This window comes from Gordonia sp. LMA484 (assembly GCF_058129505.1).
Genome location: NZ_CM176700.1, coordinates 2,477,258 through 2,495,195, shown reverse-complemented (window position 1 = coordinate 2,495,195; position 17,938 = coordinate 2,477,258). Strand labels below are relative to the sequence as shown.

General features: G+C 67.4%; 17 protein-coding genes and 1 tRNA gene. 12 read left to right on the top strand and 6 right to left on the bottom strand.

Features of this window, described 5'->3' with window-relative positions; genetic code table 11:
* The 7 genes from AC4AMJ_RS10880 to AC4AMJ_RS10850 all read left to right on the top strand — a co-directional run bounded on the left by AC4AMJ_RS10880 (position 1) and on the right by AC4AMJ_RS10850 (position 6,397).
* A complete protein-coding gene (locus AC4AMJ_RS10880) occupies positions 1-1,488 on the top strand; it encodes a hemolysin family protein (RefSeq protein WP_489918042.1) in 1,488 nt (495 codons plus the stop codon).
* Positions 1,485-1,841, top strand: coding sequence for a cytidine deaminase (locus AC4AMJ_RS10875; protein WP_489918041.1), 357 nt, complete (start codon positions 1,485-1,487; stop codon positions 1,839-1,841). The genes AC4AMJ_RS10880 and AC4AMJ_RS10875 overlap by 4 nt, the downstream gene beginning before the upstream one ends.
* Positions 1,841-2,761, top strand: coding sequence for a GTPase Era (era, locus tag AC4AMJ_RS10870; RefSeq protein ID WP_489896252.1), 921 nt, complete (start codon positions 1,841-1,843; stop codon positions 2,759-2,761). Before AC4AMJ_RS10875 ends, era begins: the two co-directional genes overlap by 1 nt.
* 79 nt (positions 2,762-2,840) lie before the next feature.
* Positions 2,841-4,343, top strand: a complete 1,503-nt coding sequence (locus tag AC4AMJ_RS10865; RefSeq protein ID WP_489918040.1) for a YhgE/Pip domain-containing protein — start codon at positions 2,841-2,843, stop codon at positions 4,341-4,343.
* 53 nt (positions 4,344-4,396) lie between these two features.
* Positions 4,397-5,155, top strand: a complete 759-nt coding sequence (gene recO / locus AC4AMJ_RS10860) for a DNA repair protein RecO (protein ID WP_489896250.1) — start codon at positions 4,397-4,399, stop codon at positions 5,153-5,155.
* A 13-nt stretch (positions 5,156-5,168) separates the two neighbouring features.
* Positions 5,169-5,990: an isoprenyl transferase gene (locus AC4AMJ_RS10855; protein WP_489896249.1), complete on the top strand. Its 822-nt coding sequence runs from the start codon at positions 5,169-5,171 to the stop codon at positions 5,988-5,990.
* The gene (locus AC4AMJ_RS10850; protein WP_489896248.1) at positions 5,987-6,397 is read left to right on the top strand and encodes a hypothetical protein; all 411 of its coding nucleotides are present in this window, start codon (positions 5,987-5,989) and stop codon (positions 6,395-6,397) included. The genes AC4AMJ_RS10855 and AC4AMJ_RS10850 overlap by 4 nt, the downstream gene beginning before the upstream one ends.
* Positions 6,398-6,842: 445 nt before the next feature.
* Here AC4AMJ_RS10850 and AC4AMJ_RS10845 read toward each other — a convergent pair whose 3' ends face one another.
* The 3 genes from AC4AMJ_RS10845 to AC4AMJ_RS10835 form a co-directional block, all read right to left on the bottom strand.
* Complete coding sequence (locus tag AC4AMJ_RS10845; protein ID WP_489896247.1) at positions 6,843-7,274, bottom strand: Fur family transcriptional regulator; 432 nt, start codon at positions 7,272-7,274, stop codon at positions 6,843-6,845.
* Positions 7,275-7,637, bottom strand: coding sequence for an ArsR/SmtB family transcription factor (locus AC4AMJ_RS10840; RefSeq protein WP_489918039.1), 363 nt, complete (start codon positions 7,635-7,637; stop codon positions 7,275-7,277). It abuts the gene before it with no gap.
* Between the two features lie 63 nt (positions 7,638-7,700).
* Complete coding sequence (locus AC4AMJ_RS10835) at positions 7,701-9,107, bottom strand: M20/M25/M40 family metallo-hydrolase (RefSeq protein ID WP_489918038.1); 1,407 nt, start codon at positions 9,105-9,107, stop codon at positions 7,701-7,703.
* A 249-nt stretch (positions 9,108-9,356) separates the two neighbouring features.
* Between AC4AMJ_RS10835 and AC4AMJ_RS10830 the strand changes: the two genes are divergently transcribed.
* The 4 genes from AC4AMJ_RS10830 to dnaG all read left to right on the top strand — a co-directional run bounded on the left by AC4AMJ_RS10830 (position 9,357) and on the right by dnaG (position 14,633).
* A complete protein-coding gene (locus tag AC4AMJ_RS10830) occupies positions 9,357-10,745 on the top strand; it encodes a glycine--tRNA ligase (protein ID WP_489900960.1) in 1,389 nt (462 codons plus the stop codon).
* A 147-nt stretch (positions 10,746-10,892) separates the two neighbouring features.
* Positions 10,893-11,360, top strand: coding sequence for a cold-shock protein (locus AC4AMJ_RS10825; protein WP_489896244.1), 468 nt, complete (start codon positions 10,893-10,895; stop codon positions 11,358-11,360).
* Positions 11,353-12,654, top strand: coding sequence for a deoxyguanosinetriphosphate triphosphohydrolase (locus AC4AMJ_RS10820; protein ID WP_489896243.1), 1,302 nt, complete (start codon positions 11,353-11,355; stop codon positions 12,652-12,654). Before AC4AMJ_RS10825 ends, AC4AMJ_RS10820 begins: the two co-directional genes overlap by 8 nt.
* Before the next feature lie 50 nt (positions 12,655-12,704).
* Entirely contained in the window at positions 12,705-14,633 is a 1,929-nt protein-coding gene (gene dnaG / locus AC4AMJ_RS10815) for a DNA primase (protein WP_489896242.1), read from the top strand.
* 7 nt (positions 14,634-14,640) lie between these two features.
* On the opposite strand, the gene AC4AMJ_RS10810 is transcribed toward dnaG, so the two are convergent.
* The 3 genes from AC4AMJ_RS10810 to AC4AMJ_RS10800 all read right to left on the bottom strand — a co-directional run bounded on the left by AC4AMJ_RS10810 (position 14,641) and on the right by AC4AMJ_RS10800 (position 16,975).
* A complete protein-coding gene (locus AC4AMJ_RS10810) occupies positions 14,641-14,808 on the bottom strand; it encodes a hypothetical protein (RefSeq protein ID WP_489896241.1) in 168 nt (55 codons plus the stop codon).
* A 108-nt stretch (positions 14,809-14,916) separates the two neighbouring features.
* Positions 14,917-16,398, bottom strand: a complete 1,482-nt coding sequence (locus AC4AMJ_RS10805; RefSeq protein ID WP_489918037.1) for a cutinase family protein — start codon at positions 16,396-16,398, stop codon at positions 14,917-14,919.
* Between the two features lie 503 nt (positions 16,399-16,901).
* A tRNA-Ile gene (locus tag AC4AMJ_RS10800) sits at positions 16,902-16,975 on the bottom strand.
* Positions 16,976-17,196: 221 nt separating this feature from the next.
* Here AC4AMJ_RS10800 and AC4AMJ_RS10795 point away from each other — a divergent pair.
* Positions 17,197-17,901 carry a GntR family transcriptional regulator gene (locus AC4AMJ_RS10795; protein WP_489900958.1) on the top strand — a complete coding sequence of 235 codons (705 nt, stop codon included), beginning with the start codon at positions 17,197-17,199 and terminating at the stop codon, positions 17,899-17,901.
* The last annotated feature ends 37 nt before the right edge of the window (positions 17,902-17,938 follow it).

Here is a 17,938-nt window from a genome sequence, read left to right as displayed (position 1 = left end):
GTGCCCGACGACGCCCTTTTCGTCGTGGCCGCGCTCGTCCTGATCTTGCTCGCGGGCATCTTCGCGGCCATGGATGCCGCGCTGTCGACCGTCTCGATCGCCCGCGTCGAGGACATGGTCAAAGAACAGCGCCCGGGCGCGGGCCGGCTCGCGACGGTCCTCGAAGGCCGCGGGACCTACGTCGGACTCGCGGTGCTGTTGCGGGTGGTCTGCGAAACCGCTTCGGTCGCGCTGATCGCCCTCGTCCTCACCGACTGGATCGGCGTCGGCTGGGGGCTGTTCGCGGCGATCGTCGGAATGGCCGTGGTCTCCTACGTGGCGGTGGGGGTGGGTCCACGGACCCTCGGACGTCAGCACGCCTACTCGATCTCCCTGTCGTCGGCGATTGTGCTGCAGGCGATCGGGCTGTTGCTCAAGCCGCTGACACGTCTGCTCATCCTGATCGGTAACGCCGTGACACCCGGCAAGGGATTCCGCAACGGCCCGTTCGCCACCGAGGTCGAGCTGCGCGAGGTGGTGGACCTGGCCGAGGCCAGCGGAGTCGTGGCAGCCGACGAGCGCCGGATGATCCAATCGGTCTTCGATCTCGGCGACACCAATGCCCGCGAGGTCATGGTGCCGCGGCCCGAGATGATCTGGATCGAACAGGACAAGACCGCCGCGCAGGCGATGAACCTCGCTGTGCGATCAGGTCATTCCCGCATCCCGGTGATCGGCGAGAACCCCGACGACATCGTCGGGGTCGTCTACCTGAAGGACCTCGTCGCGGGTGGTGGTCCGTCGATGTCGTCACAGGTGAGCGCGTCCATGCGCGAGGCCGAGTTCATCCCGGACTCCAAACCGCTGGACAAGGTGCTCGCGGACATGCAGCGCACCCGCAATCACATGGCGCTGCTGGTCGACGAGTACGGCGGCATCGCCGGGCTGGTCACCATCGAGGACGTCCTGGAAGAGATCGTCGGCGAGATCACCGACGAGTACGACACCGACGAGGTCGCACCGGTCGAGGATCTCGGCGACGGAACCTACCGGGTGTCGGCCAGGCTTCCGGTGGAGGATCTCGGCGAGTTGTTCGACGTCGACATCGACGACGACGAGGTCGAGACGGTCGGTGGGTTGATCGGCCTCGAGCTCGGGCGCGTCCCGTTGCCGGGCGCGCATGTGGAGTCGAACGGTTTGCTGCTCACCGCCGAAGGTGGGCCGAATCGTCGTGGACGCCAGCGCATCATCACGGTCCTGGCCCGGCGGGTGAACGAGCCGGACAACGGTGAGGCCGACGAGGGTGACTCGCGCGACGTCGAGGGTTTCGACGACGCCGATGGCACAGCCGACACCGCCGGTGAGCACACCGACACCGACATGCCCGACCGCGAAGTGGCCGAATCCGACGGACGTGCGGAATACTCCATGTCCAGCCGTGAACGAACGCATCGTCGAGGACACGGCCACCGATCGAGCCAGACCACCGGGAGCAAGGACCGACAGTGACCACACCCGCCAGCGGGCAGCCCGAACTATCCGACGAGGACCGGAAGCTGGTCGTGCTGGCCAGGGGCGCCCTCGCCCGAGCGGAGGCGACGTCGGCGGCCGCGGTGCGCGACGGCGACGGACGTACCTATGCGGGTGCTCCGGTCACCACCAGGACTCTGACACTGTCCGGTCTGCAGGTGGCCCTTGCGACGGCGCTGTCCTCCGGGGCCTCCGTGTTCGAGGCTGCCGTACTGGTCAACGGGTCGTCGGCCGATCCCGGCATGGCGACGCTCGCCGAGATCAGCCCGGATGCCTACGCCGTCCTGACCGATCTGTCGGGCGCCCCCACCGACCGGGTCGGAGCGGTCTGATGGCCGAGTTCCGGTCCGGATTCGTCTGTTTCGTGGGCCGGCCGAACACCGGGAAGTCAACGCTGACCAACGCGCTGGTCGGGGAGAAGATCGCAATCACCTCGAACCGGCCGCAGACCACCCGCCACACCATCCGGGGGATCGTCAATCGTGACGACGCCCAGCTGATCCTCGTGGACACCCCCGGGTTACACCGACCCCGAACACTGTTGGGCCAGCGGCTCAACGATCTTGTGCGCGACACCTACTCCGAGGTCGACGTCATCGGTGTCTGCGTGCCCGCCGACGAGGCGATCGGCCCGGGAGATCGGTGGATCGTGTCGCAGGTGCGCGAGATGGCGCCGCGCACGACGGTTCTCGGGGTCGTGACCAAGATCGACCGCGTCACCCGGGACAAGGTGGCCGAACAGCTCCTCGCTCTGTCGAAACTGCTCGGGCCGACGTCGGAAGTCGTCCCGGTGTCGGCGAAGGCGGGAAAACAGCTCGACGTCCTGACCGATGTCCTGGTGGATCTCATGGAGCCGGGGCCGGCGTTCTACCCGGACGGCGAGCTCACCGACGAGCCCGAGGAAACGCTCATGGCCGAGTTCATCCGCGAGGCCGCCCTCGAGGGCGTGCGCGATGAACTCCCTCATTCGCTGGCCGTGGTCATCGAGGAGATTATCCCGCGCGACAACGACTCCGACACCGACGAGAGCGGACCGTCGATGGTCGATGTGCACGCCATTCTCTACGTCGAGCGTGACAGTCAGAAGGGCATCATCATCGGCCATCGGGGGGCCCGGCTGAAAGAGGTCGGCACCGTTGCCCGGGCCCAGATCGAGAAACTGCTGGGCACACGGGTCTATCTGGATCTGCACGTCAAGGTCGCCAAGGACTGGCAACGCGACCCCAAACAGCTGGGGCGCATGGGCTTCTAGCGGGGGGGTCCCCGGACTGGGGGACCAGAGCCCGGGGTCGTACACGGCTCGGGTCGGTGATCGGACGACGGGAGAGTGGATGGGGCGGCACGAGAACCAGGATCTGGACGGAAACGGGCAGATCGGCGACGGCCTGCACGAGGCGCCGGTGCAGGACGCGGAGGCGGGCACCACGATCGCCGGCGTCCTGCGCTCGCCCCGCTTCTGGTTGGCACCGCTGCTGCTCGTCGTCGTCATCATGTCGCTGATGGCTGCGCTGTACATGGGTGCCGTCGCGGATCCCGAGCGCAACCTGCACGACTTCCCGATCGCACTGGTGAACGAGGACCAGGGAGGGGAGGTCGACAACCCCGACGGCGGTACCACGACCGAGAACTTCGGCACCGAGGTCGCCGACGGCGTGATCTCCGCAGCGGCCGAGAGCGGGATCGCCGTGCACCGCACCGACAAGACCACCGCGCTCAACGAGCTGAACTCGGGCAAGAGCTACGGGGTGGTGGTGATCGGCGCGAACTTCACCAATCGTGCGGTGGCCCTCGGGCGGTCGGCGGTCCTCACGGCCAAACCCGATCCGATGTCCATCGATGTCTACATCAATCGCGGCTCGGGCACATTCGCCTCCGCGGTGACCACCACGTTCGCCGACGAGATGTCGACGCAGGTCAACGAGCAGGTCGGCGAGCGGCTGACCGCTACCGTCCGGCAGACGCTCGTCAAGGCGGACGTCCCGTTCTCCGGCGCGGCGCAGCTGGCGCTGTCGGATCCGGTCGACGTGCGGGTCGTCGAACCGACCCCGTTGCCGGACGGATCGGGCAACGGGCTGTCCGCGTTCTACTACACACTGTTGCTCATCCTCGCGGGATTCACCGGCGCGATGATGGTCAGTGTGGTGGTCGACGGCATCCTCGGCCAGACCCCGATCGAGTACGGGCCCTTCTATCAGCTCCGCCAGCGCCTGGCCATCTCCCGGTGGGGCACGCTCGCCACCAAGTGGACGATCATGGTGCTCGTCGCGGTGGTGCAGTCGGCGCTCTACATCGGGGTGTGTACCGCGGTCGGTACGTCATTGCCCAACGCTTTCGCCCTGTGGATGTTCTCGGTGCTGGTGATCGCCGCGGTCGGCATCTCGGCGAGTTCGATGATGGCCGTGTTCGGCAATCCGGGCCTGATCCTCAACCTGATCTTCTTCGTGATCCTCGGACTACCGTCGTCCGGCGGCACGGTGCCCCTGGAGGCGAGTCCACGGCTGTTCGCGTGGATCGCGGACATCGAGCCGATGCACCTGGTCTATCTGGGGGTTCGCGCGATTCTCTACTTCGATGCCGATTTCGACGCCGGGCTGGCTCGATCGGTGATCCAATGCGTGATCGGATTGATCGTCGGCGTGCTGCTCGGTCTGGGTGGGACGAAACTGTACGACCGGAAGGGCTGGCACCGTTTCCCCGGCGGTATGACGCTGCCACCTCGGCTCGCGCGATTCGTCGAGGGCGACGGTCCGGCGACGATCACGACTCCGTCGCCGGCACACGTCGCGGGCGTCGGTGGCGAGCAGGTGGCCGATCGTTCGAGCGGCGGTACCTGAGACGATGCATGTCGCATCCGATCGGTGTCGGTGGGTGATGGAAGAATGTGACGGTGAGGTTCTATCGGGATGAGGCCGTGGTGCTTCGCCAGCACAAGCTGGGCGAAGCCGATCGCATCATCACGTTGCTCACCCAGGACCATGGTCTGGTGCGTGCGGTGGCCAAAGGTGTTCGCCGCACCCGGTCGAAGTTCGGTGCCCGCCTCGAGCCCTTCGCCCATATCGACGTCCATCTCTATCCCGGCCGCAATCTCGACATCGTGACGCAAGTGCACACCCTGCATGCGTTCGCCGACGCCATCGTCGCCGACTACGGGCGCTACACCACGGCGTGCGCGGTCCTGGAGACCGCGGAGAGACTCGCCGGTGAGGAACGCGCCCCGGCCGCACAGTTGCACCGGTTGACCGTCGGCGCGCTCGACGCGCTGGCCGAACATCGCCGCCCCAATGAACTCATCCTGGATGCGTATCTGCTGCGCGCCATGCACTGCGCGGGATGGATGCCCGCCCTGGACGTCTGTGCGCGTTGTGCACAGCCCGGACCGCATCGGGCGTTCCACGTTGCGGCCGGTGGGGCCGTCTGCATCCACTGCCGTCCGCCGGGTGCGGCGACACCGTCACCCGGTGTGCTCGACCTGATGGACGCTCTGTTCCGCGGCCAATGGGAGCACACCGTGGGGATCAGCTCGTCGATGCAGCGCCAGGCCAGTGGCCTGACCGCCGCCCATCTCCAGTGGCATCTGGAACGGCAGTTGCGAACCCTGCCGCTCATCGAACGCGAAGCACCCCATAGGCTGGTGGACACCGCGTGAGAGGAGACGGGTGATGGCCTTACGACCCGGTTCGCGATCCGGGAAACGGTCGGCCCGCCCGGAAACCGCAACCGTACGTCCGCCCGACCCACACCCGAGTGGGGCTCGGCCGCCGAAACTCCAACCCGAGCTGATACCCAAGCACGTCGCCCTGGTGATGGACGGCAACGGACGCTGGGCCACCGACCGCGGCCTGCCTCGCACCGAAGGGCACAAGCGAGGCGAAGCCGTCCTCATGGACACCGTCTGCGGCTGTATCGAAATGGGCGTCACCTGGCTGTCGGCGTACGCCTTCTCCACCGAGAACTGGTCGCGTAGTCCCGACGAGGTCCGCTTCCTGATGGGCTTCAATCGCGACGTGATCCGGCGTCGGCGGGACGAGATGAACGAGATGGGGGTTCGCGTTCGATGGGCCGGTCGTCGGCCACGCCTGTGGCGCAGTGTGATCCGGGAGCTCGAAGTTGCCGAGGAGATGACGAAGAACAACACGGTGATGACGCTGACGATGTGCGTCAACTACGGCGGTCGGGCCGAGATCGCCGACGCGGCAAGAGAGATCGCGCGACGAGCGGCAGCCGGTGAGATCGATCCCGAACGCATCACCGAGTCGTCGTTCGCCCGCTACCTCGACGAGCCGGACATGCCCGACGTCGACCTGTTCCTGCGGCCGTCGGGGGAGCAGCGTATCTCCAACTTCCTGTTGTGGCAGTCGGCATACGCAGAGATGGTGTACCAGGAGAAGCTGTTTCCCGATTTCGACCGCCGTGACCTCTGGGCGGCGTGTGTCGAGTATGCGTCCCGCGACCGCCGGTTCGGCGGAGTGATGCCGACATGACCCACCCGACGCCGGGCTCGGCCTGGCCGACCCGACTCGCCGGGCTGCTCGCGGAGTTCGGCGACGTCGGTGACGTCGACACCGATTCCGTCGTGGTGCAGGTCGGGCCCACCCGCGCGTCGATTCGAGTGCTGGAACTGGCGGCCGGTCTCGACGTCCTGACGGTGACCCAACTCGTGGCGGTGAATCTGCCGAACACCCCGTCCTTGCGCGACGACGTCGAATCCTGCGACGCACGACTGAGTTTCGGGGCGCTGCGGCGATCGGACCCCGAGGGCGTCACTACGGACGTGCTGCAGTACTACACATTCCCCGCCGGGTCCCTCGACGACATCCCGCTGTTGACCGTACTGCACATGGTGCTGGCCGCCGGAGCCGATGCGGCCCAACAGCTCTCGGGGGCGTGAGAGGCTCGCCGATGCAGCCGCACTCTGAGCGCACCCGGTCCCTGAGGAGCCTCCGAGCTTGCGAGGATGCGTCCACGTAGGGCCCTTCGTGACGCTCGCACGCTCGCTCCCTTCGTGACGCTCGCACGCTCGCTCCTCAGGGCGGCGCCTCAGCTCAGGGACCGGGTGGTGACGCTCGCACGCTCGCTCCCTTCGTGACGCTCGCACGCTCGCTCCTCAGGGCGGCGCCTCAGCTCAGGGACCGGGTGGTGACGCTCGCACGCTCGCTCCTCAGGGACCGGGTGGTGACGCTCGCACGCTCGCTCCCTTCGTGACGCTCGCACGCTCGCTCCTCAGGGACCGGGTGGTGACGCTCGCACGCTCGCTCCTCAGGGACCGGGTGGTGACGCTCGCACGCTCGCTCGGGCGGCACCTCAGGGGGCTGGCGGCGGCTTACGCATATCGGTCACCGACTCGTCGAGTCGGCGATCGCCGTGCAGTCCGGGCAGCGCCCGAACACCTCCACGGTGTGGTTGATCTCGGAGAACCCGTGCTGGGCAGCGATACTCGCCGCCCACTGCTCGACGGGACCGGCCTGAACCTCGACCGTCGTGCCGCATTGCCGGCACACCAGATGGTGGTGGTGCCCCGAGGAGCAGTGCCGGTAGCGGGTCTCGCCCGACCCGTCCCACAGCATGTCGATCTGGCCTGCCTGACTCAGTGCCTGCAGGTTTCGATACACGGTGGTCAGGCCGATCGACTCGCCCCGAGCCTTCAGCTGATCGTGGAGTTCTTGTGCCGAGACGAAGTCGTCGCCAGCCGCGAGGGCATCGGCGATGGCTGCGCGCTGCCGGGTGGAACGGACGCCGGTGACCGGGCGATCGGTACTTGCGGGCATCTAGTCGACCGGGCGGGTTTCGGTGGTGGCCGAGGGCTCCATGGCATGGGTGAGCGCGTCGGTCACGATGTGGGCGAGGTGGTCGTCGACCAGTTCGTAGACGATCTCGCGGCCGTTGCGTTCACCGCGAACGACACCGGCATCCTTGAGTACCCGCATGTGCTGACTGACCAGCGGTTGACTCAACGAGAGCGCGCCGACCACCTCGTGAACGCATTGCGGGCGCTCTCGCAGCAGGAGCACGATCGCGATCCGTGTCGGTGACGCGAGAGCGCGGAGCAGGTCGCTGGCAGCCTCGCACTCCACCGTCCCGGCGACGCGGTGATCGGTGGAGGCTGCGCAATCTCGTTCCTTCGCGGACATCGCAGTCCATACTAACGGAAGTCGTTGTCAATTGAGCCGCCGAAGACACCGATCAACCGGGTCTCAGCAGATCTCCGGTCCGGGGGAGAGGGCACAGGTGGCCACCGCGTAGCCGACGGCGGGCGCACTGATCGCCAGCGCATCCTGGGCGACATTGCCGAGCGTGTCGGCGGGGGTGTGGTAATTCGGGTCGAAGGCACTATCGGCCCGTCCGCCCCACTGTTGAGCCTGCTCCCCGGATTTGTGCTGTTCGGCGCCGGTGTCGGCGCCGCCGACCGGCACTCCGATGTCGACGAACGGCTGGTAGTCCGAGCGACCCACCAACCCGGCGGGCGAGGTGGCGATGCCGCGCTCGTCGTAGTAATCGGTCAGGATCTGCTCGAGGCGGTCCGATCCGGTCGGCCCGCCTCGGCCATCGTCCGCGTCGGAGCCATCACCGTCGAGCACGAAGTAGCCGGCATTGGGCGATCCGAGCATGTCGAAATTGAGGTAGGCGGAAATCGAGCGGCGGCGGTCGCCGAGGCGCTGCACGTATCGCGACGACCCCACCAGTCCGTCCTCCTCGGCACCCCAGAAGGCAAAGCGGACGGCCCTGTTCACCGGCGGTGTCGCGCCGAGGCGCAACGCCGTCTCGAGCACGGCGGCGACGCCGGTCGCGTTGTCGTTGATCCCGGGACCTTCCGGGACGCTGTCGAGGTGCGCGCCCACCATCACCACGTCGTCCGGTGAGCCGGTGCGCGTGTCGGCGATCACGTTGCGCGACGTGATCGTCGTTGTCGTGGCGGTCGAGGTCACCGTGAGTGACCGGGCGCCGCGGACCCGGGTCGCGAGGTCGCGCGCGACGGCCACGACCGGGATCACGCGGGCGCCGTCCGGTTCGAGGGTGGCATCCCTGAGCGGGTCGTCCGAGGTGTTCGCCACGACCATCGCCACTGCGCCGGCACCTTCGGCAAGCTCCGCTTTGCGGGCGAACGTGCACTCACCCCGATCGACGACGAGGACAGCACCGCGGCTCGCGGCGGGATAGTCCGCGGCAGCGCAGCCCTGGCGGCCGGCGGAGACCGGCACACCGCTGACCGGTGATCCGTCGGTGCCGGCCGAATACTGCAACACGGCGGTGGGAACGTCCGCGCCGTCGGCGGTCAGTGTCGTCGTCCCACCGTTGAACCGGGGATAGTCGAACCTCGGCGTGGAGACGGTGAACCCGGCAAGGCGCAGCAGCCCGGCGACATGGTCCACGGAAGCGTTGTATCCAGGGGTGCCGGCCGCCCGGTTTCCGCCGTGGTGATCGGCGATGGCCTGCAGTGCCCGCACGTGTGCGAGGACGGCGCTCCCGGTCACGGCTGCCGCCAGACGATCGGGGGTGAGGCCTTCCGCGGCCCCGGAGACGGCTGGTGCAGATGAGGTCGTCGACGACACCGTCCGGCCGGCCTCGGCGAGTTCGCAGCCCGACGCCGTGACGACGGCCACCGTGACCACGAGACAGACACATGCGATTCGTCGCGGTCCGCGATCGGCACACACCCGGAACACGACACCAGCCTAGGCAGACTCCTGGCGCCGGGGTGGGGCCCGAGGGCGGCAGCGATTCCGTGACCGAGCCCTCGTGCGGCTACCCTGTAAGGGTTGCCATGTCGTCAGCGATGCCGTTGCGCGCCGACGACACTGTCGATGCAGACACCAGACCCTGTACCCCTACTCGTTGGAGATCAGTTAACCGTGGCCGCCCAGTCCAACCGCGTCGAAGCCGTCGTCAACCTCGCCAAGCGTCGAGGTCTGGTGTTCCCGAGCGGTGAGATCTACGGCGGAACCCGGTCCGCGTGGGACTACGGGCCGCTGGGTGTGGAGGTGAAGGAGAACATCAAGCGCCAGTGGTGGCGCTCGATGGTGACGAGTCGCGACGACATCGTGGGCCTCGACTCCTCGGTCATCCTGCCGCGCCAGGTGTGGGAGGCCTCCGGACACGTGGAGGTGTTCACCGACCCGCTGGTCGAGTCGCTGTACACGCACAAGCGCTACCGCGCCGATCATCTGATCGAGAACTACGAACTCAAGCACGGCCACCCGCCGGCCAACGGTCTCGCCGACATCAATGACCCGGACACCGGGCAGCCCGGCAAGTGGACCGAACCCAAGGCGTTCAGTGGCCTGATGAAGACCTTCCTGGGTCCGGTCGACGACCAGGAGGGGCTGCACTACCTGCGCCCGGAGACCGCGCAGGGCATCTTCGTGAACTTCAAGAACGTGATGACCACCGCGCGCAAGAAGCCGCCGTTCGGCATCGCGCAGATCGGCAAGAGCTTCCGCAACGAGATCACGCCGGGCAACTTCATCTTCCGCACCCGTGAGTTCGAGCAGATGGAGATGGAGTACTTCGTCAAGCCGGGCGAGGACGAGGAATGCCACCAATACTGGATCGATCAGCGATTCAACTGGTACGTCGACCTCGGGATCGACCCGGAGAACCTGCGCCTGTTCGAGCATCCGAAGGACAAGCTGTCGCATTACTCGAAGCGCACCGTCGACGTCGAGTACAAGTTCGGCTTCTCCGGCAACCCGTGGGGCGAACTCGAGGGCGTCGCGAACCGCACCGACTTCGACCTGTCGACCCACAGCAAGCACTCCGGTGAGGACCTGTCGTTCTTCGACCAGGCCAGCGGCGAGCGCTACACCCCCTATGTCATCGAACCCGCGGCCGGGCTGACCCGCTCGCTGATGGCGTTCCTCTGCGATGCCTACACCGAGGAGGAGGTGCCGAACGCCAAGGGCGGCACCGACATGCGCACCGTTCTGCGGCTCGATCGCAGGCTCGCCCCGGTCAAGGTCGCCGTGCTCCCGCTCTCACGCAACGAGAAGCTCTCGCCGAAGGCCAAGGACCTCGCCGCTGAACTGCGCAAGCACTGGAACGTCGAGTTCGACGACGCGCAGGGCATCGGCAAGCGGTACCGCCGCCAGGACGAGATCGGGACGCCGTTCTGTGTGACGGTCGACTTCGACACCCTCGACGACCAGGCCGTCACCGTTCGCGAGCGCGACACCATGGGCCAGGAGCGGGTGGCGCTCGACAAGGTGGTCGAGTATCTGGGCGGCAAGCTGCTCGGGGCGTGACCCTTCGCCCGTTCGTCGCGGGCTCCTCGGGGATCGATGTGTGGACGACGTGCGACCTGCGCATATCTGTCATAGTTGAGTGTGGAGTTGTCGCAGGATCCGGACGTGGGGTCCGGGGGACCGTGCGGCGAGGAGAGCGAGTGTGAAGTGACCGTCAGTGGCAAGGTCGTGCATTACGACGCAAATCGGGGTTTCGGGTTTCTCGCGCCGGAGGCCGGCGGCGCCGACGTCTTCCTCCACATCAATGACATCGACATCGACGAGAACGCGCTGAAGCCGGGCGCCAAGGTCTCCTTCGACGTCGAGGAGACCGATCGGGGGACCAAGGCGGTCAACGTCGCGGTCACCGAAGCAGCCCCCGCGGAAGACGGTGGCACGGCTACCGCTCGGCCGCACCGGCGGGACAACCACGACCACGGTCGGTCCGACCACAGTCGGTCACACGGCGGGGAGCGGCCTCGCCGCTCGCGTTCGTCGTTGGATGCGTCATCGTTCAACGAGGAGCTCACCGAACTGTTGCTCGACTCGTCCGACGATCTGACCGCGGCGCAGATCGTCGCCATCCGTCAGCGCATCACCGACTTCGCCGTCGCTCGGGGATGGGTGCTTGACTAGCACCACCGGCGTCCCCGCCATCCCGCTGACGGCCGACTACGGCGACGAGGCCGTCGAACGGATCGTGCCCGAGGCACCGAAGGTCGCGAGTCTGCCCGGAACCCGCACCGACCACCGCAGCGACTACGCGCGCGACCGGGCCCGTGTTCTGCACTCCGCCGCGCTGCGTCGGCTGGCGGACAAGACGCAGGTCGTCGGACCGCGAGAGGGCGACACCCCACGCACCCGCCTGACCCATTCACTCGAGGTCGGGCAGATCGGTCGAGGCATCGCCATCGGCCTGGGGTGCGAACCCGACCTGGTCGAACTCGCCGGTCTCGCGCACGACATCGGTCATCCACCCTACGGGCACAACGGCGAACGGGCCCTCAACGAGGTGGCCGCCGACATCGGCGGATTCGAGGGCAACGCGCAGAACCTCCGCATCCTCACCCGGCTGGAGCCCAAGCTGCTCGATGCGCACGGGCGCAGCGCCGGGCTCAACCTGACCCGGGCCTCGCTCGACGCCACGCTCAAGTACCCCTGGACCCGGCGACCACCGGCGATCAAGTTCGGCGCCTACGAGGACGACGCCGCGGCACTCGACTGGATCCGGCGAGACGCCGAACCGGGCCGGCAGTGCATCGAGGCGCAGGTGATGGACTGGTCCGACGACGTGGCCTATTCGGTGCACGACCTCGAGGACGGCGTGATCGCCGACCGTATCGATCTGCGCACGCTCGGTGACCCCACCGATCAGCGCGCGCTCGCCGACATCGGCGTGAAGGAATTCGACGGACTCGAGGCCAATGCATTGATCGACGCCGCGCAACGCCTGTCGGCGATGGACATCGTGCGGTCGGCCGGAGGATACGACGGCAGTCTCGACAGCGCGGTGGCCCTCAAACGGTTGACCAGCGAGCTGATCGGTCGTTTCGCGTCGGCAGCGATCACCGGCACCCGCGCGGTCGTGGGCGATCGTTCGGTGGCCCGCTACGATGCCGACCTCACCGTGTCGCCGTTGGTCGCCGCGGAGGTCGCCATCCTCAAGACGCTCGCGTTGCGGTTCATCTTCTCCAACGAGCGACACAAGGCGACCCAGCAACGCCAGCGCGAACGCATCCACCGCGTCGCTGTCTGGCTGACCGCGGCCGCGCCGGGCGGGCTGGATCCGATCTTCGTGCCGCTGTGGCAGGAGGCCGCCGACGACAACGCGCGACTGCGGGTCATCGTCGACCAGATCGCGTCGATGACTGAGGGACGGCTGGAGCGATCCGACCGGCAGAACTCGGGAGCACAGGCGCATCTGGGCTGAGTGATACGTGCGGTGCGGACGTCGACCGTGCAGTCACTACACTCGTAGGCGTGCCAGGCCGAATCCCCGATCGTGACATCACGGCGATCCGTGAGCAGACGCGTATCGAGGAGATCGTCGGCGACTACGTGGCCCTGCGCCGGGCCGGCGCCGACAGCATGAAGGGGCTGTGTCCCTTTCACGACGAGAAGTCGCCGTCGTTCCATGTGCGGCCGAACCACGGACACTTCCACTGTTTCGGATGCGGCGAGGGTGGTGACGTCTACAGCTTCCTCCAGAAGCAGGAACACATCACTTTCGTCGAGGCGGTCCAGCAACTCGCCGATCGGATCGGCTACCAGATCCACTACGAGGGCGGCGGCACCGCCATCGTGCGCGATCGCGGGACCCGCGCCCGCCTGGTGGCAGCCAACGCCGCCGCGCAGAAGTACTACGCCCAGCAGCTGCAGTCACCCGAAGCCCAGATCGCGCGCGACTATCTGACCGAGCGGGACTTCGACGCCGCCACCGCGGCCACGTTCGGATGCGGTTACGCACCCGCCGGGTGGGACACGATGACGAAAAATCTTCTGTCGCAAGGCTTTGAGTTCAGCGAACTCGAGGCGGCAGGACTGTCCAAGCAAGGACGCAAGGGTCCGATCGACCGATTCCATCGTCGGTTGCTGTGGCCGATCCGCAATCTCGGCGGCGACATCATCGGGTTCGGCGCGCGCAAGCTGTTCGACGACGACAATCTCGGCAAGTACATGAACACGCCGGAGACCATGCTGTACAAGAAGTCTCAGGTGCTGTTCGGACTCGACCACGCCAAGAAGAACATCGCCAAGGGGCACCAGGTGGTCGTCGTCGAGGGGTACACCGACGTCATGGCGATGCATCTTGCGGGCGTCACCACGGCGGTTGCCTCCTGCGGAACCGCGTTCGGCGAGGATCATCTGGCGCTGCTGCGGCGGCTGATGATGGACGACTCGTACTTCCGGGGCGAGGTGATCTACACCTTCGACGGCGACGACGCGGGAAAGGCCGCCGCCCTCAAGGCATTCGAGGGCGAACAGAGCATCGCGGGGCAGACCTTCGTCGCGGTGGCGCCCGACGGTATGGACCCGTGCGAGTTGCGTCAACGCAGTGGCGACGCGGCGGTCCGTGACCTCATCGCGAGGCGGGTGCCGATGTTCGAGTTCGCGATCAAGGCGCTGCTGGCCGGGCACGATCTCGAGACGGCGGAGGGCCGTGTGCACGCGCTTCGCGACACCGTGCCGGTGGTGGCGCGGATCAAGGACATCGCACTGCGCGACGAATACGCGCGTCAGTTGGCCGGGTGGGTCGGTTGGGAAGAGGTCGCCCAGGTGCTGGCCCGGGTGCGTGAAGAGGGTGCGCGATATGCGCGGGCGACGGGTGCGGCGTCTGCGCCGAAGAACGGTCGAGGTGTCACCGCGATCCGGCGTCAGCGACCCGAGGCGGCCTCGGCCCCGCCCACCGCACGTCCCTTGCCCACCGATCCTCGTCTGTGGCCGCAGCGCGAGGCGCTCAAGGCCGCACTCCAGTACCCGGCGATTGCCGGCACCGTGTTCGATTCGCTACCGGTGCAATGCTTCACCGAACCCGCCTACGCCGCGATCCGGACGGCGATGACCGCCGCCGGCGGCACCTCCAGTGGTATGGGGGGCGCCGAATGGGTGGACGCAATCCACAACACCGTCGACGATCCGCTGGTCGGCCCGTTGGTGACCGAGCTCGCGGTGGAGTCGATGCCCGTGAGCGAGCACAACATCGCGCGCTACATCACCAGCGTCCTGGCTCGATTGCAGGAGGTCTGGGTGGGTGCACAGATCGCCGACATCAAGTCGCGGCTGCGGCGCATGGCGCCGGGAGAGGATCCCGACGCCTACAACGCGGTGTTCGGTGATCTCGTCGCGCTCGAGGCCTATCGGCGCAGCCTGCTCGAACAGGCGGTGGATCCCGACGCGGGCGTCGGCTGAGGGCCTCTCAGGCGGCCTTGGTGGACTTGGCGCCCGGTCTCAGTTCCTCGGGAAACGCGGGCCGGTGTGGATCGTCGGAGTTGTAGATGCAACCTCCGGCGTACGTGTGCGCCCCACGGCATCGGTCCGGGACCGGTCGTGGCCGTCCCCAGATGTGGTGTCCCGTTCCACTCATATCGCGCCCCCTTGGTGCTCTGGCGATAGTGAGCAGTATGCGTCAACCTGTCCGATCGGGCAGGTCGGCGAGGGGCGACGTCACACCTGCTGTCCCTGCGGACCGTGGTCACCGGGCCCGGGAGATGCTCGCCGACAGCCAGGCGCCGAGCCAGTCGACCGCGTCGTGCCCCTGCTTGTCGACGACGAGCGAGCCGTATCGGACGTGGCTCTCGGATGCGTAGAACTCTCCGGCGCTGACGGCGTCGGTGATGAGGGTCGCCGGGTTCGTGATCGCGTACTTGGCCGAGATGCGGATGACGTCCTTCGCCGCGCTCTTGAGATCGGGCGCCACCGCGTCGACGCCGGTCCCGGACTGCGGTGTGGCGGTGACGACCGAACTGGACAGGGTCGCGAGTTCTCGGGCGAGGCGCTTGAGGTCTGCCATCGACGTCACGGTCGTGGGCACGGTCTTGGCGCCGGCGTGCCGGCCCACTGCCGCGATGGCCACCCAGGAGACCTCCTGGATCTTGCCGACCAGCTCGGCGGTTCGCTCGATGTCGACGTGGGACAGGGCCGCCGCAACCAGCGACATCGCCTTGGTGAAGCCGGTGTCGTCGGGAATCAGCGCCAGGGTCGCGGAGACCTCGGCGAAGTCGACCATGGCGGCGAGTCGGACCAGTGGACGCATGTCGTTGTTGAGGGTGCCGGCGAGCGAGTGTGCGGCGGCGAGGTCACCGGCGGCGACCTTCTTCGGCAGTGACTCCAGGCCGTCGACGATGCCCGGCAGATCCAGCTCGGCCAGAATCGATGCCGCAGTTGCCGCCCGCCGGACCGCGTGGGCGGCGTCGGCGGGTGTCTTGCCCAGCGCGCTGCCCAACTGCCCGAGGAACGGGTTCTGTCGTTTGTCGATCGAGCAGTACAGGTCGTCGGGAGCACAGATCGACGAGACGCGCCCGACCAGGCTGCCCATGCCCTGGGGGCGTGGATCGGCGATGCCGATCCCGTCGGCTCTCGGTCCGACGGCGGTCTCGCCGGACGTCCCGGCCCGCGGGTCGGCGAGCAGTGCGACGGCCAGCACCTTGTCCGGTGGGATGGGTCCGAGGTGGTTGCCGATGGCGGCTGCGAGATCGCCCGCCGCGTCCGCACCCTGGCTGTAGCCGGTGATGGTGAACTTTGCCGCGGGATGGCTTGCGGTGAAATCCCGAAGGACCCGCGCGGCATTGTCGATTGCCGTCTCCTTGCTGGACCCGTAACTCTCGCCGTTGTCGAAGGCCCGCGCCACATAGGGCAGGAAGTAGATGACGGCCGATGCGCCGTGGTCGTGCCGAATCCGGTCGGCGACGGGCTTCAGCGCGCCGATCGCCCGCCACGGGTCGGCCGATTCGTCGGTCTCCCAGGTGCCCGGGATGAACAGGTTGAACGATGCGGCGTCATCCGGCGTGATCGGGTCGGCGTGCGACAACGCCGGCGGAGCGGTCAGCGCACACGCCGCCGCGCCGGCAACGATCACCGACACCGCGGCACGGCGGAGGGCGGCCGGGCCGGCTTCGCTATCGCTAATGGGGTTGGGGCTGAACAGTTTTCGAAACACGATGGTGATACGTGTCATCGGCCTTGTCCACGGCTGGCGAGAGGGGTGGCGTGGATCGAGTCGTCGATCCGGGCTGCTGTGACGCGGTAACGATCGGATTGATGATCTCGAACACTACAGTGGGGTAGTGGGCGTCCGAGGGATATTCGGATGTTTGTACGACACTCCGGCGCGTCGCGACCGTGCGCGGCCGCCACGTCAATCCGGCTGTCGGGCACATGTATTCGTGGACACCGGTGACTTCTGTGGCACATGGTGTAGGTGTCAACCGAAGATGCACGAGGGGCAACGGGAGACGACACTTAGTTGAGCGAAGTATGTTGCGGTACTGCGTCATTGCGATACTCGTTTGGTTAGCTGAGCGAACCATGCTCTGGTGCAATCATTTCCGATGACATCCGGGTGCCGGCACGGGGCCTGTCGGCGGACGGCGACGGAATGCCGGTGCGGCGCGCGGTCTGTGGTGGCGTGTGCGAGCGCTGCCTGGTGCGCACGGGTCACCGGACTTCGTCAGGGGCGAGTGGGGCGGGTGGGGCTCGAACCCACGACCAGCGGATTATGAGTCCGCGGCTCTAACCGACTGAGCTACCGCCCCCGGGCAGGGCACGAATGCCCGCCGGTGCACATTACCGCAAGCGGTCGTCACCGATTCCGCGCGATCCCCGGGGTGAGGTGCGCACGCCGCGGAGCGGTGACGCGATCGCCGCGGTCGCGATGTGGGCGTGGTGCGCGATTAGACTGCAGTGACACCGGGTAGTGGCACAGCCAGTGCAACCGCGCCGTGGAGATCCGGTGCAGACGACGAACGAGGAGCGCATGACCGGGCCGGATGAGGCGAATGTGGACAGTGACCTCCCGGAGAGCCTGGTCGATGTCGCCGGCAGGCGGATTCGGGACGCCATCCTGTCCGGGGGCCTGAAGCCCGGTCAGAAGATCGTCGAGGAGACCCTGTGTGCCGACCTCGGGATCAGCCGTGCGCCGGTCCGCGAGGCGCTTCGCCTGCTCGCCCAGCAGGGACTCGTCGAGCACCAGCCGCGGCGTGGGACGCGGGTGGCCGAATGGTCCCCCCAGGACATCGTGCAGCTCTTCGAGCTGCGGCAGGTGCTCGAACGCTTCGCGGTGGAATCGGCCTTGCCGCTCGAGGACCCGGCCACCGCGCTGGCGCCTGTACGCGCGGCGGTCGAGGAGATGAAGCATGCTTCCGATGACCTGACCAAGGACGATGCACATCGGCATTTTCACGCGGCGGTCGTGGGACTAGCCGGTAACAGGCAGCTCGACATCGCGCTGGAGCCGATCCTGCTGAAGCTCCAGCTGCCGATGGCGGTCAACCTGCGCACGGAGACCGTCGACCATCATGGTCCCGACGACGGCTTCAAACGGCATCTCGCGATACTCGAGGCGCTGGAGACGAATGACCCCGTCGCGGCGGTGGCCGCCCTCCGTGACCACAAACACCTGCAGTACCTGGATCTGGCCGCTCCACCGGGCGACGCCGCCCGAGCGCACAGCCCCAGCTAACACAACTGACACACAGCCGATCCGCAGGCGCCATAAT

Excerpts from the sequence above, each read along its gene's own strand:
- AC4AMJ_RS10855 (WP_489896249.1), top strand. The coding sequence starts at position 5,169 with ATGGCCTTACGACCCGGTTCGCGATCCGGGAAACGGTCGGCCCGCCCG.
- AC4AMJ_RS10850 (WP_489896248.1), top strand. The coding sequence starts at position 5,987 with ATGACCCACCCGACGCCGGGCTCGGCCTGGCCGACCCGACTCGCCGGG.
- AC4AMJ_RS10795 (WP_489900958.1), top strand. The coding sequence starts at position 17,197 with ATGACCGGGCCGGATGAGGCGAATGTGGACAGTGACCTCCCGGAGAGC.
- AC4AMJ_RS10845 (WP_489896247.1), bottom strand. The coding sequence starts at position 7,274 with ATGCCCGCAAGTACCGATCGCCCGGTCACCGGCGTCCGTTCCACCCGG.
- era (WP_489896252.1), top strand. The coding sequence starts at position 1,841 with ATGGCCGAGTTCCGGTCCGGATTCGTCTGTTTCGTGGGCCGGCCGAAC.
- AC4AMJ_RS10805 (WP_489918037.1), bottom strand. The coding sequence starts at position 16,398 with ATGACACGTATCACCATCGTGTTTCGAAAACTGTTCAGCCCCAACCCC.
- AC4AMJ_RS10865 (WP_489918040.1), top strand. The coding sequence starts at position 2,841 with ATGGGGCGGCACGAGAACCAGGATCTGGACGGAAACGGGCAGATCGGC.
- AC4AMJ_RS10840 (WP_489918039.1), bottom strand. The coding sequence starts at position 7,637 with ATGTCCGCGAAGGAACGAGATTGCGCAGCCTCCACCGATCACCGCGTC.
- AC4AMJ_RS10810 (WP_489896241.1), bottom strand. The coding sequence starts at position 14,808 with ATGAGTGGAACGGGACACCACATCTGGGGACGGCCACGACCGGTCCCG.